Annotated in this window: 16 protein-coding genes; 5 read left to right on the top strand and 11 right to left on the bottom strand. The window is 42.1% G+C overall.

The window, feature by feature from the left end; genetic code table 11:
• Window positions 1–30 precede the first annotated feature (30 nt).
• On the top strand, window positions 31–1,278 hold the full coding sequence (locus J0L83_01515) for a 3-deoxy-D-manno-octulosonic acid transferase (protein ID MBN8663225.1): 1,248 nt from the start codon (window positions 31–33) through the stop codon (window positions 1,276–1,278).
• Here J0L83_01515 and J0L83_01510 read toward each other — a convergent pair.
• Window positions 1,251–1,892, bottom strand: a complete 642-nt coding sequence (locus tag J0L83_01510) for a hypothetical protein (protein ID MBN8663224.1) — start codon at window positions 1,890–1,892, stop codon at window positions 1,251–1,253. The two genes, J0L83_01515 and J0L83_01510, sit on opposite strands and share 28 nt — an antisense overlap.
• A 79-nt stretch (window positions 1,893–1,971) precedes the next feature.
• On the opposite strand from J0L83_01510, the gene J0L83_01505 reads away from it, so the two are divergent.
• Complete coding sequence (locus tag J0L83_01505; GenBank protein ID MBN8663223.1) at window positions 1,972–2,541, top strand: thymidine kinase; 570 nt, start codon at window positions 1,972–1,974, stop codon at window positions 2,539–2,541.
• Here the strand turns inward: J0L83_01505 and J0L83_01500 are convergent.
• Window positions 2,538–3,665, bottom strand: coding sequence for a hypothetical protein (locus tag J0L83_01500; protein ID MBN8663222.1), 1,128 nt, complete (start codon window positions 3,663–3,665; stop codon window positions 2,538–2,540). The two genes, J0L83_01505 and J0L83_01500, sit on opposite strands and share 4 nt — an antisense overlap.
• Window positions 3,666–3,738: 73 nt before the next feature.
• Here J0L83_01500 and J0L83_01495 point away from each other — a divergent pair, with 73 nt between their 5' ends.
• Entirely contained in the window at window positions 3,739–4,401 is a 663-nt protein-coding gene (locus J0L83_01495; GenBank protein MBN8663221.1) for a heme exporter protein CcmB, read from the top strand.
• On the opposite strand, the gene J0L83_01490 is transcribed toward J0L83_01495, so the two are convergent.
• Window positions 4,398–5,168: an AMP nucleosidase gene (locus tag J0L83_01490; GenBank protein MBN8663220.1), complete on the bottom strand. Its 771-nt coding sequence runs from the start codon at window positions 5,166–5,168 to the stop codon at window positions 4,398–4,400. The genes J0L83_01495 and J0L83_01490 overlap by 4 nt on opposite strands.
• 89 nt (window positions 5,169–5,257) lie before the next feature.
• Here J0L83_01490 and J0L83_01485 point away from each other — a divergent pair, with 89 nt between their 5' ends.
• Window positions 5,258–5,710: a type I restriction enzyme HsdR N-terminal domain-containing protein gene (locus tag J0L83_01485; GenBank protein MBN8663219.1), complete on the top strand. Its 453-nt coding sequence runs from the start codon at window positions 5,258–5,260 to the stop codon at window positions 5,708–5,710.
• On the opposite strand, the gene J0L83_01480 is transcribed toward J0L83_01485, so the two are convergent.
• From J0L83_01480 to ccsA, 4 genes are all read right to left on the bottom strand, one after another.
• Window positions 5,696–7,147 carry a hypothetical protein gene (locus J0L83_01480; protein ID MBN8663218.1) on the bottom strand — a complete coding sequence of 484 codons (1,452 nt, stop codon included), beginning with the start codon at window positions 7,145–7,147 and terminating at the stop codon, window positions 5,696–5,698. The genes J0L83_01485 and J0L83_01480 overlap by 15 nt on opposite strands.
• Before the next feature lie 85 nt (window positions 7,148–7,232).
• Window positions 7,233–8,651, bottom strand: a complete 1,419-nt coding sequence (locus J0L83_01475) for a Glu/Leu/Phe/Val dehydrogenase (GenBank protein MBN8663217.1) — start codon at window positions 8,649–8,651, stop codon at window positions 7,233–7,235.
• A gap of 39 nt (window positions 8,652–8,690) precedes the next feature.
• A complete protein-coding gene (locus tag J0L83_01470) occupies window positions 8,691–8,888 on the bottom strand; it encodes a CcmD family protein (GenBank protein MBN8663216.1) in 198 nt (65 codons plus the stop codon).
• A complete protein-coding gene (ccsA, locus tag J0L83_01465; protein MBN8663215.1) occupies window positions 8,881–9,561 on the bottom strand; it encodes a cytochrome c biogenesis protein CcsA in 681 nt (226 codons plus the stop codon). The genes J0L83_01470 and ccsA overlap by 8 nt, the downstream gene beginning before the upstream one ends.
• A 162-nt stretch (window positions 9,562–9,723) precedes the next feature.
• On the opposite strand from ccsA, the gene J0L83_01460 reads away from it, so the two are divergent.
• Window positions 9,724–11,433 carry an ABC transporter ATP-binding protein gene (locus J0L83_01460; protein ID MBN8663214.1) on the top strand — a complete coding sequence of 570 codons (1,710 nt, stop codon included), beginning with the start codon at window positions 9,724–9,726 and terminating at the stop codon, window positions 11,431–11,433.
• Window positions 11,434–11,441: 8 nt separating this feature from the next.
• On the opposite strand, the gene J0L83_01455 is transcribed toward J0L83_01460, so the two are convergent.
• The 4 genes from J0L83_01455 to J0L83_01440 all read right to left on the bottom strand — a co-directional run bounded on the left by J0L83_01455 (window position 11,442) and on the right by J0L83_01440 (window position 14,180).
• The gene (locus tag J0L83_01455) at window positions 11,442–11,750 is read right to left on the bottom strand and encodes a rhodanese-like domain-containing protein (protein MBN8663213.1); all 309 of its coding nucleotides are present in this window, start codon (window positions 11,748–11,750) and stop codon (window positions 11,442–11,444) included.
• 9 nt (window positions 11,751–11,759) lie between these two features.
• Window positions 11,760–12,599 carry a PASTA domain-containing protein gene (locus tag J0L83_01450; protein MBN8663212.1) on the bottom strand — a complete coding sequence of 280 codons (840 nt, stop codon included), beginning with the start codon at window positions 12,597–12,599 and terminating at the stop codon, window positions 11,760–11,762.
• A gap of 9 nt (window positions 12,600–12,608) precedes the next feature.
• Window positions 12,609–13,592, bottom strand: a complete 984-nt coding sequence (locus J0L83_01445) for a D-alanine--D-alanine ligase (protein ID MBN8663211.1) — start codon at window positions 13,590–13,592, stop codon at window positions 12,609–12,611.
• A gap of 240 nt (window positions 13,593–13,832) precedes the next feature.
• Complete coding sequence (locus J0L83_01440; protein ID MBN8663210.1) at window positions 13,833–14,180, bottom strand: 4Fe-4S dicluster domain-containing protein; 348 nt, start codon at window positions 14,178–14,180, stop codon at window positions 13,833–13,835.
• Between the last annotated feature and the right edge of the window lie 13 nt (window positions 14,181–14,193).

Raw genomic sequence — 14,193 nt, 5'->3', positions numbered from 1 at the left:
CCATTGCCTCTTTAAGCTACTTTTGAGGGAATGTCTATACTCTTCTATAACCTGTTTTTACAAGTGTATGTGTTGGCAGCACGATTGCTTGCTTTACGCAATCCCAAAGCTGCAGCTTGGGTAGCAGGCAGAAAACGGGTTTTAACAGAGCTGCACAGCTGGAAGCAGCATAACCAAAAGCCGCTTATCTGGGTACATGCAGCATCCCTTGGCGAATTTGAACAAGGCAAGCCCATTATTGAAGCATTACGTTTACAATACCCCAATTACGCAATCCTCATCAGTTTTTTCTCTCCATCAGGTTTAGAACCAAGCAAACAATATCCGCATGCAGATCATATCTGCTACCTGCCAATGGATGGAAAGAAAAACGCAAAAGCTTTTATCGAAACAGCCAATCCAAAACTGGCTATATTTATCAAGTATGAATTCTGGTATTACTACCTCACTACTTTACAAGAAAAGCAGATTCCAACTTTATTAATAGCAGCTATATTTAGAAAAGACCAACCCTTTTTTAAATGGTATGGGCAACTACATAGAAAAATACTGAAAACCTACTCAGCGATTTTTGTTCAAAACGAAAACTCATTAGCTCTTTTACGTGAATGTGGTTATACTGGCGAAGCCATGATTAGTGGTGACTCTCGTTTTGACCGTGTAGCTACTATTGCTAGACAATTTTCCTCTAACAAAGTAGTAGATAGTTTCATACAAGGCAGAACTACGCTGGTTGCAGGAAGTACCTGGCCCAAAGACCATGTGCTACTGCAAGAAATGATGCATGCTTTCCCTGATCTATGTTTCATCATTGCTCCACATCATGTAGACGCATCAAGTATTGAAGCAGCCTGCAAACAAATACCTGAAGCAATTACTTATACAAATGCAGAAAAAGGACAATCAGGTCGGATTTTATTAATCGATAGAATTGGTTTACTTACCAAACTTTATCATTACGCTGACATCACCTGGATTGGCGGTGGTTTTGACAAGGAAGGCGTACACAATGTATTGGAAGCAGCGGTCTACCACAAGCCGGTTTTGCTAGGCCCCATCTATCATAAATATGCAGAAGTGATTGAATTGATTGAAGCTGGTGGCGCCATCGTTATGCACAACAAATCTGATGCGCAACAAAATCTAGCTAAACTGATATCAGATAGCATACACAGGAAAAGCATTGGAGAAAAAGCTGGTAACTATGTTGCCGCTAAGCAGGGTGCAACAGAAAAGACGATTGAATGGATTCAATTAAATCGTCTCTTGACCAATTGATCAAAATGACTAACGGTTGGATTATTATCCGGCCAACCCAACTTTACTTTTAATTCACGCTGAATCCAATATTCCGCCTCAGCAAGAATATTAAACGCATTTATGGTTTTGATACTACGCTCATACATATTCTCATCACCACGGAACAACTCATTGATGAAAAGATAACGATCGTTTACACCAATGCCTTTACGCAAATCCCGAATAGGCGCACCGTTCAATACGCTAGAAACTTCTACATATTCCTCTTTCAATCTTTCATTCAAGCTCTCACCATCACTATCTGCATAATGGCCGTTTAATTCAAACACTTCCTTAACGGGTTGATGGGCCAATGTAGGAATGGTTACCACAGGATCAAACAACCAACCACTCTGTTCCTCTTTCTTAACCGGTTTGTGTTGTCTGGCTTCTACCATTTTGATTTCAACAGGAGGTTGATGCACCGGCATAGAAGGCATAACTACAGATACCCCACTGGATCCTTTTACAACCTGCTGCTGTTGCATTAGTTCCGTTTGCAGCATTTGCAGGGTAATCAACATTTTGTCCGGACCAGCACCCTGTTCCAGTTGTTCTTTTAATTTATTGATCAAAGTGCCCACTCTTTCCATGGGGGATGAAGGTTTGAGGGTTATCTTTACGCGATTCTTAAAATTACATCGCTCAACTGAAATTTCGTGTTTTTCAGACATGTTTATTGAACCTAACATATCAGGAGAAAGAAGAGGCTGGATTGAAGTAATCTGTGGCAGCATGTTCAGCGGCAAGACCGAAGAACTCATCCGCCGCCTGAAAAGAGCTAAAATTGCCAATCTAAAAGTAGAAATATTCAAGCCTGCTATTGATGTGCGCTACGATGAAACCCAGGTAGTCAGCCACGATGCCAATGCAATACACTCTACGCCTATCGATAACTCGCAGAAAATTCTGCTGATGATTGAAGATGTTGATGTGGTGGGTATTGATGAAGCTCAGTTCTTTGATGACCAGATCATGCATGTTTGTGAAACCTTGGCTACACGGGGTATCAGGGTGATAGTTGCCGGTCTGGATATGGACTATATGGGCAAACCTTTTGGTCAGATGCCGAATTTGTTGGCTACTGCCGATTATATTACCAAACTGCACGCGATATGTGTGAAGTGTGGCAATATTGCTAATATCTCATACCGAAAAACTAAACAGACTGGTCAGGTCTTATTGGGTGAAAAAGATGTATATGAGCCTCGTTGCAGAAAATGCTATCACGACGGCGATTAAAATGCATCGCCCAAGCGGGCATAGAATCCAAAATTGCCCAAGCGGGTATAACCCACATCAATTCTGGCATAAATCTTCTTGGCTTTATTGAGCAAAACCCGAACACCACCGCCTGCGGCTGATTCCATATTGTTCATCCGCATGGATGAAAGTGATGGTGCTGTTTGTCCCGCACTCATAAAAGCAGCCAGCACCAAGAACCGACCAAGAGGTTGTCTGTATTCCACTTGCGCTGCCAATAACTGATTATCGCGGAATCTCCCTTGAAAGTATCCACGCATGATCATGTTACTGCCTAACCGGGATTTTTCAACCAGAGGAATCTCGCCAGAACCAAAATTGCCAACTGCTTGAAAACACAACAAACCATTTGTTGCTTTAATCACATTGTATTGTCGTAAATCAATATTGTATTGCTGAAAAGTATACTGACCACCTAATGCATTCAGGTAAAACAAAGCATTGAAAGCTGCATACCATGCTTCGCTGGAGGGACTGAATTGATTATCGCGATGATCCAATAATAATACCGGACCAAGACCAAATACTGTACTACCATTTGCGCCAGGGATATTGTTGATCTTGATGGAAGTATCGCCCGACAAACGCATATTCGTGATGCGATTATAATTCAAAGCGAAACCAAGAAATGATTGCTTACCCAAATTCTTGGCAAACGTATTTCTAAAATAAGTGCGATAGTATTGAAGCTCCCTGAATCGATCATTATCTCCGGCGGGCGTGCTTAATGTCCAGAAACGCTCATAAAAATCCGCAAACCCTGTTGCACCATTGATAAAGAATTGCTCTTTATTCGTATAAATACTCCAGTTTGCTTGAATAGTTGTTTGCTTTCTACTGGTATAACGAAACTCAAGGCCTGCCAAGGAATTTCGGGTGGTTGCTTTGGCACCACTATCCCCAGCATTGAAAAAATAACTGAGGTTAAAGCCAACCGACAATCCTGTTTCCGGAGAATAGGAAGCTACAGGAACCGGCAAAACTTTCAGGTTGAGGTTTACCAAAGAATCTGGATGCAGCTTTTTCCAGATAGGCGTTTTCTGTTGGGCATACACCTGCATGCTGAAAAACAAACCCAAGAAAACAACAAACCTGTACTTCATCGTACAAACATAACCTCAATTCATTGAACGGAAAAGAAATGGGCTTTCCCTGAAGAAGTCCTTACTTTGTATTATGCAGAGAAGCATACAACATATTGCAGCCCTCATAAAAAAGGATTTTCTGTTGGAATGGCGCCAGCAGTACACCCTTTTTGGCGTATTGCTCTATGTTGCTTCTACCATTTTTGTTGCATACTTGTCCATGGGACAGCCTGAAGCAAGTACGTGGAATGCGCTGTTCTGGATTATTCAACTTTTTGTTTGTGTAAATGCTGTAGCCAAAAGTTTTTTACAAGAAGGCAGGGGCAGGATGTTATACTTCTACTCTATTGCCGGCGCAAGAGATTTTATACTAAGCAAACTTTTATTCAATGCCTTGCTGATGCTAGTGATGAGTATACTAGCACTGGCAATTTATACACTACTACTTGGCAATCCACTGGAACACTTACTCACGTTTTTGGGTATTACCATTTTGGGCGGAGTAAGCATTAGTCTGGTGTTTACTTTTCTTGCTGCGATTGCCGCTAAAGCACAACAACAATCAGCCATGATGGCTATCATGGGCTTCCCCATCATCGTACCGCAACTACTGCTACTGATGAAAATTTCTTCCGTTGCTTTTGCAGATGTTGTGCAAGGCGGATTCTGGGAAATGGCCGGCACGCTGGCAGGCTTAGACCTGCTGGTCATCGCACTGGCCATTATACTATTTCCTTTTTTATGGAAGGATTAGAAGCGCAGGTGTTTTACAGTTAGACCGTTATTGATCAGCTGCTTCAGCGAATCGATACCAATCTGCAAATGGCGGTCAACAAATTTCTCTGTCACTTTCTTATCACTAACACTGGTCTTCACACCTTCTGGCACCATTGGCTGGTCGCTCACCAACAACAGTGCACCGGTTGGAATATGATTAAAAAAGCCTACGGAGAAAATTGTAGCAGTTTCCATATCAATACCCATGGCACGTACTTTCCTCAAATAGTTCTTAAACTCGTTGTCATGTTCCCAAACTCTACGGTTGGTTGTATAAACTGTTCCAGTCCAGTAGTCCACTCCATAATCACGGATGGTAGTTGATATCGCTTTTTCTAAGGCGAATGAAGGAAGTGCTGGCACTTCAGGCGGGAAATAGTCATTACTGGTACCTTCTCCTCTGATTGCCGCAATAGGCAAGATCAAATCACCTAACTTATTTTTTCTTTTCAAACCACCGCACTTACCCAGAAACAATACTGCTTTAGGTTCAATTGCACTCAACAGATCCATCACCGTGGCGGCGGATGCACTACCCATACCAAAATTGATGATGGTAATACCATTGGCAGTTGCACACTGGTATGGTTTGTCTAAACCTATCACTTTCACCTTATTCCACTTGGCGAACATGTGTACATAATTGCCAAAATTGGTCAGCAAAATATACTTACCGAAATTTTCCAGGCTCTCACCCGTGTAGCGGGGTAACCAGTTTTTAACAATCTCATCTTTCGTTTTCATATTGCAGACTTTAGGTGTTTTGTCCAACCTGCTCTTATCTTTGAACAGATTAATCAGCTAAAATAACGAAATCCCCTTTCTCTGCAAGCATGATTCATGTAGAATATCCTAAATACAATTTCACTATCAGCTTGCAGGCAGGAAAGGAAATGATTTTCGATCCTATCCGAAAAAAGCATGTTCGCCTAACACCTGAAGAATGGGTTCGACAAAACCTATTGCAATACCTGATTCAAATCAAACAGTATCCTGCTGCTATGATGGCGGTTGAAAAAGCGCTATTGGTAAATGGCGTAAATAGAAGATTTGATATTGTGGTTTATCAAAACGAAGTTCCATGGCTACTGATTGAGTGCAAGGAGCAAGACCAGGAATTGAATGCAGCCGTGGCGCAACAAATGATTGCTTACAAATCAGTTTTACCATCTGTAGCATACCTGTGCATCAGTAATGGAAATGATACATTGTTATGGGAGATTAATGAAAGCAAACTTTTGGTAAAAGATGATTTTCCGGAATGGCCTAACTCAACGAAGGGCTAATACAGCCTTACCATTTACCATCTGATAGGTTCGGCCTTTGATGGTCAGTTTTTCTCCCTTTTTCAGCTGCGATAAATCACCAATATCTTCCTGCATGTAATGCAGACTACCACCTGTCTTCACAGCAATTGTGACATAATCAGGATGGGGGCCCAACTCTGATCCACAAACAATAACACGCACCGGCTGCTTTAATTGTGCCAATAATTCAAGATCACGTACTGGTGCCCAGCTATCCGCAACCAGCACCAGATCGCCGTACTGACTGCAATGATTGACTGCATACAACAACGCTTCACAATTATTTTCCTGAAGATCTCCACCACTACCTTTCAGCATAGTTGCCTGTATCAATTCACTAATCTGATACACATCCCTGAAATAGTCGCCATAAATACCGCCTACCTTTCCCGTTTGCTTATGTTGATCTGCCTTACCATCTCCATCATTAAAACAAACGAGGTATCTGAGATTGTGTTCAGAACTTTCATCTGCCAGCCACTGGATGATTTGCGCCGTATAAGGGCTCATGCTTGCCGTTACATCTGCCACCAGTAACATGTCTTTAAACCTGTTTCGTTTAAAAACCTGTATTACCGTTGAATCAGGAATCATTGCTTTCGGCTTTGGTGGAACTGAGACGACTAATGGTTTCTGCAATTCAGGAGGAGCAGCGAGCATAAGGTATAATGAATCCTGATCGCGTAGTATCATTTTTTCTCTCTCAGAGATAATTTCTTCCTGCACAGCTTTTCTTGCGGTAATAGCCACCAATGTATCACCCACCAGCATTTTCTTCACCAACTTATCTTTATGTCTGCTGATCTCCTTAATTCCCCGCTTCATATACACGCCTTTATCTGCGGGTCTGCCACCTGTAAGCGGTATCGCGTCCCAATTGCGTAGCTTATCATTTTTAGGTGCAGGCGGATCTGGCTTTTCAGGTGTAACCGATTGTATCAAACTAATTTCACGTCGAGTGAGTTCAGAAGTAACCGGCTTTCGATAATTGATAACAAAACCATGCATCATGAAAGATGCAGTTGTTTTATCGAACCCATCCATTTGTCTGATGACCTGCCAGCGGGTATTGGGATTTGACAATGCGTAAGGAATCAGCTTACAAAGATTCTGAAAGCGTTTTCTGTTCAGAGGCTTTAAGTCAAGATTGGCAGGATAATCAGTGAAAAGCAAATCAACAGATAATATTTCTGCAAAGCGTAGTTCATAAAAACCCATGGTGTCCAGAATCTCACTTTTCCCGAAGCCCATTGGCAAAAACATGCTTTCATTACTGGTTGAGGGCTGTTTATAGGCGGGTATGCGCAAAATCTTATTTGCCAGAACAGAATCCACAAAGCCCGGCTTATACTGTGCTGTAGCGGCAAGCAAACAGCAGCAAAACACAATCGTAACAAAGGTTTTACAGGGCAGCATGGTTCACTCAATTTACAAAATCCTTTTTGTGCAACAAAAAAGCCACCTCAAAGGAGATGGCTTTAACATTCTTATAGGCCAATGCTTATGGGAAAATACCCAGTTCAGCATAGCTGGTACCTACCTTATTGATCGCTACTACATAAGCCGCAGTACGCATATCAGGAATTTCAGGGTTGCTCTTCCAGCAGTCCATTACTTCTCTAGTGGCAGAAATCATGGATTCTTCCAAACCACTATGTACCAAATCCACTTCATCTGCACCATGAAGAATCATGCTGCGTTCTTTTTCGCCTACTTGTTTACCGGTTAAAGATTCAATCTGACCAAGGATATGTCCGTTCATATTCTCAGTAAAACGCTTTTCCATACGACCATAACGCACGTGGCTCAGGTTTTTCAACCATTCAAAATAAGACACGGTAACACCACCTGCATTCAGGTACATATCAGGGATGCAAAGAATACCCTTCTTTGCAAACACTTCATCAGCTTCTGGTGTACAAGGACCATTGGCAGCTTCACCTACGATCTTAGCCTTGATTCTGTCTGCATTTTCACCGTTGATTACGTTTTCCAAAGCTGCAGGAATCAGGATATCGCATTCCAGTTCCAAAGCATCACCGCTCTTGGTGATATTGGTTGCACCGGGGAAGTTTAGAATTGAACCAGTTTTCTTTCTGTGCTGGAATACTTCTTCTTCATTCAAACCGTCTGGGTTCATGATAGCACCTTCGTATTCTGCGATGGCGATTACTTTAGACCCGTGCTCGCGGAAATATTTGGCTGAGTGATAACCTACGTTACCCAAACCTTGCACTACCACACGCTTACCTTCCACGCCAGTTGTTAATCCCAACTTAGCCATTACATCTGGCATACTACATACTTCACGCACTCCAAAGAACACACCCAATCCGGTTGCTTCTTTACGACCACGCACACCACCTTGTGTGATAGGCTTACCGGTAACACAACCAGCAGCATCAATTTCACCAGGTCTCAGTGATTGGTAAGTATCCACAATCCAAGCCATTTCACGCTCGCCTGTTCCGTAGTCTGGTGCTGGCACATCAGTACCTGGGCCAATGAAATTCTTTTTCACCAACTCAGCAGTATAACGACGCGTAATTTTCTCTAACTCGTATGCAGAGTGTTTTCTTGGATTGATTTTGATACCACCCTTACCACCACCAAAAGGCACGTTCACAATCGCACACTTATAGGTCATCAAGGCAGCCAAAGCCATAACTTCATCTTGATTCACTTCTTCACTGAAACGGATACCACCCTTACAAGGCGTTTTGTGATGAGAGTGCTGCACACGATATGCTTCAATAACTTCAATACGTCCATCATCCATTTTTACCGGAAAACGCATGCTGTAAATACTGTTACACGCTTTAATCTGCTCTAGCAAGCCCTTCTCCCACTTGGTAAATTTGGTTGCCTTATCAAAGCTTCTTTCTACACTTTGAAAGAAACTGTAGTTTGTTCCAGACATGATCAGAGATTTTGTTTTATAAATGGTTCAATCGTTAGACTACTTTTCTAAGCGCGAGATCTTTTTGTCAACACGCCAAACATACACAAACAGGCCCAGTAAAATCACCAATACTACTGCCATGACCACATAGATTTTTCCATTGCTGCGCATGACATCAGTTTCTGCCTGAGCATTAGCTGCAAATGCCATATACATGGCCAAAATTGAAAGCAGGTAGTGTTTACGATTATGCATGTTGTTCCTGTTTATCCTTGAGTAATTCAATACGTATTTTCAAAGTGGTAATCCATACGGCTAAAAGAGTCCAGCCTAAAACAGCCGGCCAGAATACCAATCGCATAGAAGGATCCAAATCCTGACCGTTGATGCCGGGATTACCCTCACTTCCCTGACCACCCGGATGCAATGATTCAGTTAATCTTGGTAAGATCCAAAGCGTTGGGAAAAGCATAAAAAAAGCAAAAACATTAAATACGGCACCTACTCTGGATTGCTTTTCCTCATCGGTTAAACTTCCCCTCAGTACGAAATAAGCAAAGTAGATAAGGATAGCGATGGCTGCGCCATTCTGCTTAGGATCTCCACTCCAGGGTGCACCCCACTGATAGTTTGCCCAGATAGCTCCAGTAACAATACCCAATACACCCAACAAAGTGCCTGTAGCAGCATATGCTTTGGCATAATGATCGTGCTTGCGCAAAGGATTACGCAAATACTTGATAGAGTAAATGACAGATACAGTAAATAGCACCATCATCGAAAACCACATCGGCACGTGGAAGAAGAAGTTTCGGATGCTCTCTTGCATACGATCATCCAATTTTGGCACTTTTACCAGGAAGCCATATGTACAGGTGTACACCAGCAATAAGAAAGACAATATTTTCCACCAGGATTTACGAAGCATCTGTGTTTTTTTACCGTGCTAACAGCCGTTCGGATATGTGGCGGCAAAAATAGGATAAAGCCCCCCAACAATACCAATGGTCGTGTAAATTTTACGCAACATTGACCAGGCTTATCCACATTATGTAATTCATGCTGTAGTTCAGCCGTATCTTGTTGCAGTATGGACCGCCAAGTGCTTTTAAATATTCGCAAGCTTTCCCTTGATTTTGAACAGGATAGCCGAAAGCTTCCTGCACTGAAAGGGATTGATTTAACCTTACATAAGGGTGAAATCCTGGCCATAGTTGGTGAATCAGGCTCTGGCAAATCGGTTACATCCTTGTCCATTATGGGGCTTCTACCCGAACAAACCAGTATCTATAGCCCAGATAGCGCAATTGAATTTTATGACAAAGGCAGGATGATTGATTTGCTAACTGCAGACGAAACAACACGTGCACAAATAAGGGGCAATCGAATTGCCATGATTTTCCAAGAACCCATGACCTCACTTAACCCCGTTCTTACTTGTGGGGAACAGGTTATGGAAGCCATCCTACAGCATCAAAAACTAGATGCGATTGCCGCGAAAACAGCTACAATCCATCTTTTTGAACAAGTGCTACTATCCAATCCACAAGCAATTTTTTCCCGATACCCACACCAACTTAGTGGCGGACAGAAACAACGTGTCATGATCGCCATGGCGATGAGCTGCCAACCAGATATCCTGATCTGTGATGAGCCTACTACAGCCCTGGATGTTACTGTTCAGAAAACCATTCTGGAACTTTTGAAACAATTGCAACAAGCATACCAGATGGGTATTGTATTCATAACACACGACCTGAATCTTGTTGCTGATTTCGCAGATACAGTTGCCGTATTGTATCAGGGTCAATTGGTGGAAAAGGGATCTGTATCAACCATTTTCAAACAAGCACAGCATCCTTATACAAGAGCATTACTTGCTTGCAGACCGGTTCTCTACAGCAAAGGAGAACGTTTACCCGTTGTTGCAGATTTTCTGCATGGGGATACAATCGAGACACAAAAAACAAAAGCTGATGTTCAGATAACGAAAAAAGATTCAACCAAGCTGCTGCAGGTGCATGATTTGCATGTTTGGTATCCCACTAATCACAATCTTTTGGGCAAACCTGTAGATTATTACAAGGCTGTGAATGGCGTAAGCTTCGAGGTGTTCAAAGGAGAAACACTTGGTCTTGTGGGTGAGAGTGGTTGCGGGAAATCCACGCTGGGAAGAACTTTATTGGGTCTAATTAAATCGCACAGCGGTAAAATTCAGTATCAGGACAAAGAACTTACTACTTGCAATCAAAAAGAGTGGCAATTGCTGCGGAAGGATATGCAGCTGATTTTTCAGGACCCTTATGCATCATTAAATCCCAGCCTTACTATTGGCGAAGCCATTGCAGAACCTTTGGAAGTACACAAAGTATATACCAATCACGCAACAAGAAAAGCTGCCGTGATTGAGTTATTGGAAAAAGTACAATTGAAGGCAGATCATTACAACAGATACCCACATCAGTTTAGTGGAGGGCAAAGACAAAGGATTGTCATAGCAAGGGCATTGGCACTACAACCCAGCTTTGTGATTTGCGATGAAAGTGTGAGTGCTTTGGACGTGAGTGTACAGGCGCAAGTGCTGAATTTGCTCAATGAACTGAAAGACAGCTTTGGCTTTACAGCCATTTTCATCTCACATGATTTATCAGTAGTGCGTTATATCAGCGATCGGATCATGGTAATGCAAGGAGGCAGAATTGTTGAGAGCGGCTATGCTAATGAAGTTTACACCAATCCTCAATCAGCCTATACGCAACAACTTATTGCTGCAATACCCAAGGGTATCGTCTCTGTGTAAAACTGTGATTACTTTCCAATTTTTTCTTGCCAAGCCAACATACCACCTGCAACATTTACCACATTGGTAAAGCCCATTGTTTCTAAGATCATGCAAGCTTGTCCGCTTCTGTTTCCACTTCTGCAATACAAGACAATTTCTTCCTGCTTCAGTTCTTCCAGTTCATCCAATTGCATGGACTGTATCTTACCCAAAGGAATCAATTGGCCGCCAACATTAAATTCAGCATGCTCATGTGGTTCGCGAACATCAATGAGATGAATGGATTCACCAGAATCAATTCTTTGTTTAAGGTCTTCTACAGTGATTAGTTTCATATGAAGTGGTTATTGCTGTTTAATGGAATCAACGATTGGTGTTGGCGGGGGTGTTGAACTCAGCCAGATATCCATCAGCTGGCCAGGTTTAATTTTATTCACTTGTCTTTCGCCGGTTGGCAATTCTGCAAATACCTGTGGATTCTGCTTAATGATATAAGCACTTGCTGAATCAGACAAACTATTATCTGCAATGATGGCGCCTATATTAATACCTATGCTTTGGAGATAGGCTTTAGCTTCCATAAAATTCAAACCAACCAAATTGGGCACTTCCATATCATTACCACCTAATCCATTTCCCAGCACAAAGCTTATAGAACTACCCAATGGTATTTTAGTACCTGCTACAATTGGCTTCTCATTATACAACTGTTCTAACACAGCGTTTCTGGCGATATCAGGTCTGAATGAAACCATCCCTAATTTAAGTCCCATACTTTGCAAGTACATTTCAGCACTTCGTATAGACAGGCCAACAAGATTTGGCATATCCACAAGTGGGGGCATTGCCCTATTGATTGTGAGGTAGATGGTTCTTCCTTTTTTTACAATTTCATCTGCTTCAGGCGATTGCTTCAACACTGAAAGTTTGGCAACAGAATCAACATAGACAGAATCTTGTATCTCAACTGCAAAACCCTGGTCCTCCAACATTTTTTGTGCAGCAACAATATTCTGTCCCATTACAGAAGGCACTTTCTGCTGCTCGCCAAACCCGGTAATCCACTTTAATGAATTAAAGAAAATGATGAGCACAAATAATCCCAGCACTACGCCTGCAAGAATATTCAGCCACAAAGGCCGCTGGGTGATAAAGGAAAAGAAATTGCTTTTTTGCTGTGGCATAGTGCAATATTAGTATTTCAGGCTTTCTTCAATGATGGCGCCATAAAAATCTTTCAAATCCCAGCCCATAGCTCTCACCTGCTGTGGAATCACACTAGCTTCACTTTGGCCGGGCACCGTGTTCACTTCCAACATAAATGGTTTGTTATCTGCTTCATTACAGATAAAGTCAACACGCACTACGCCGCGACAGTTCATCACTTCATACACCCTTACCGCTGCAGATTCCAGTGCAGATTGCATCGCTGTACTAATTTTCGCAGGTGTAATTTCCTCACTCTTCCCCTGATACTTTGCTTCAAAATCGAAAAACTCATTATGTGCAATAATCTCTGTTATGGGCAACACGGTAATTTTTCCATTTTGCTTAAATACACCAATAGTAAATTCTCTACCGCTGATGAATTCCTCCACCAGTACCTGACTATCTTCTTTAAATGCTTTTTGTAAGGCCGGACCAAGTTCTTCAGGTTGATTTACCTTACTCATGCCAATACTACTACCACCGTTATTTGGCTTTACAAACACAGGCAAACTGAGCTGTTGCAATATTTGCTCAGGGCTTACCGGTGTATGCACAAACAAATGCATGCTTTTGGCAACATGCACTCCACCAAAAGCAGCAACGGCAACAGTATATCTTTTATTGAATGTAAGCGCAGAAGTAGCTGCATCACAGGAAGTATAAGGCAGACCCAGCATATCAAAATATCCCTGGAGTTTGCCATCTTCTCCGGGTGTTCCATGAATACACATCAGTACCGCATCAAAATGAATGGTTGCGCCGTTATGGGTAATGGAAAAATCATCCCGGTTTACACGTGAGCGATCTCCCTCCCATGGCCAATACCACCAGCCATCCGGGTTAATATCAATTCTGTAAACATCATATACATCCCTGTTGATATTATTACCAACAGTTACCGCACTCTTATAACTGATCTGAGCTTCACCACTCAATCCGCCGGTGACTAAAGCAATTTTTTTCTTCATGCAACTGAATTACCGAACAAAGAAAATTAAAATACTGCTATGCTGCTAAACTACCTCGATGATTAACAAAAGAAAAGGTGAAGAATGTCTGATTCTTCACCTCTTAAAAACGGGAAATATCACCCGCCGTGTTAAAATGTCGTCTCATTACTGGCGACAAGCATTGTATCCTAAAGGTAGAAAAGCAGGTTGAGAATTTCAAGAAAAACACCTTAAAATTCACGACTATTTTTCTGCAAATTAGATGTGCAGTTTTGACTTCTTCTCCATCAATGCATCTACTGTTTCCTGGTACATTTCATCAGGCACACAGCAATCAACTGGACAAACAGCTGCGCACTGTGGCTCCTCATGGAAACCCTGACACTCTGTACACTTATTCGGTGTGATGTAATAAGTATCCACACTCAAAGGCGCATGCTTCTGATCAGCATCTACCACAGTACCGTCTAACAGGGTAAATGAACCCTTAACAGTTGTACCATCAGCGATGGCCCACTCTACGCCACCTTCATAAATCGCGTTATTCGGACATTCTGGTTCGCAAGCACCGCAGTTGATGCATTCTTCTGTTATTTTAATTGCCATAACGAATCAATTT

The sequence above is a fragment of the Chitinophagales bacterium genome (assembly GCA_017303835.1).
Classification (GTDB): domain Bacteria; phylum Bacteroidota; class Bacteroidia; order Chitinophagales; family Chitinophagaceae; genus JAFLBI01.
This window is presented reverse-complemented; position numbering and strand designations above follow the sequence as displayed.

Excerpts from the sequence above, each read along its gene's own strand:
- J0L83_01485 (MBN8663219.1), top strand. The coding sequence starts at position 5,258 with ATGATTCATGTAGAATATCCTAAATACAATTTCACTATCAGCTTGCAG.
- J0L83_01500 (MBN8663222.1), bottom strand. The coding sequence starts at position 3,665 with ATGAAGTACAGGTTTGTTGTTTTCTTGGGTTTGTTTTTCAGCATGCAG.
- J0L83_01475 (MBN8663217.1), bottom strand. The coding sequence starts at position 8,651 with ATGTCTGGAACAAACTACAGTTTCTTTCAAAGTGTAGAAAGAAGCTTT.
- J0L83_01495 (MBN8663221.1), top strand. The coding sequence starts at position 3,739 with ATGCAGAGAAGCATACAACATATTGCAGCCCTCATAAAAAAGGATTTT.
- ccsA (MBN8663215.1), bottom strand. The coding sequence starts at position 9,561 with ATGCTTCGTAAATCCTGGTGGAAAATATTGTCTTTCTTATTGCTGGTG.
- J0L83_01440 (MBN8663210.1), bottom strand. The coding sequence starts at position 14,180 with ATGGCAATTAAAATAACAGAAGAATGCATCAACTGCGGTGCTTGCGAA.
- J0L83_01480 (MBN8663218.1), bottom strand. The coding sequence starts at position 7,147 with ATGCTGCCCTGTAAAACCTTTGTTACGATTGTGTTTTGCTGCTGTTTG.
- J0L83_01455 (MBN8663213.1), bottom strand. The coding sequence starts at position 11,750 with ATGAAACTAATCACTGTAGAAGACCTTAAACAAAGAATTGATTCTGGT.
- J0L83_01450 (MBN8663212.1), bottom strand. The coding sequence starts at position 12,599 with ATGCCACAGCAAAAAAGCAATTTCTTTTCCTTTATCACCCAGCGGCCT.
- J0L83_01460 (MBN8663214.1), top strand. The coding sequence starts at position 9,724 with ATGGACCGCCAAGTGCTTTTAAATATTCGCAAGCTTTCCCTTGATTTT.
- J0L83_01445 (MBN8663211.1), bottom strand. The coding sequence starts at position 13,592 with ATGAAGAAAAAAATTGCTTTAGTCACCGGCGGATTGAGTGGTGAAGCT.
- J0L83_01470 (MBN8663216.1), bottom strand. The coding sequence starts at position 8,888 with ATGCATAATCGTAAACACTACCTGCTTTCAATTTTGGCCATGTATATG.
- J0L83_01510 (MBN8663224.1), bottom strand. The coding sequence starts at position 1,892 with ATGGAAAGAGTGGGCACTTTGATCAATAAATTAAAAGAACAACTGGAA.
- J0L83_01515 (MBN8663225.1), top strand. The coding sequence starts at position 31 with ATGTCTATACTCTTCTATAACCTGTTTTTACAAGTGTATGTGTTGGCA.
- J0L83_01490 (MBN8663220.1), bottom strand. The coding sequence starts at position 5,168 with ATGAAAACGAAAGATGAGATTGTTAAAAACTGGTTACCCCGCTACACG.
- J0L83_01505 (MBN8663223.1), top strand. The coding sequence starts at position 1,972 with ATGTTTATTGAACCTAACATATCAGGAGAAAGAAGAGGCTGGATTGAA.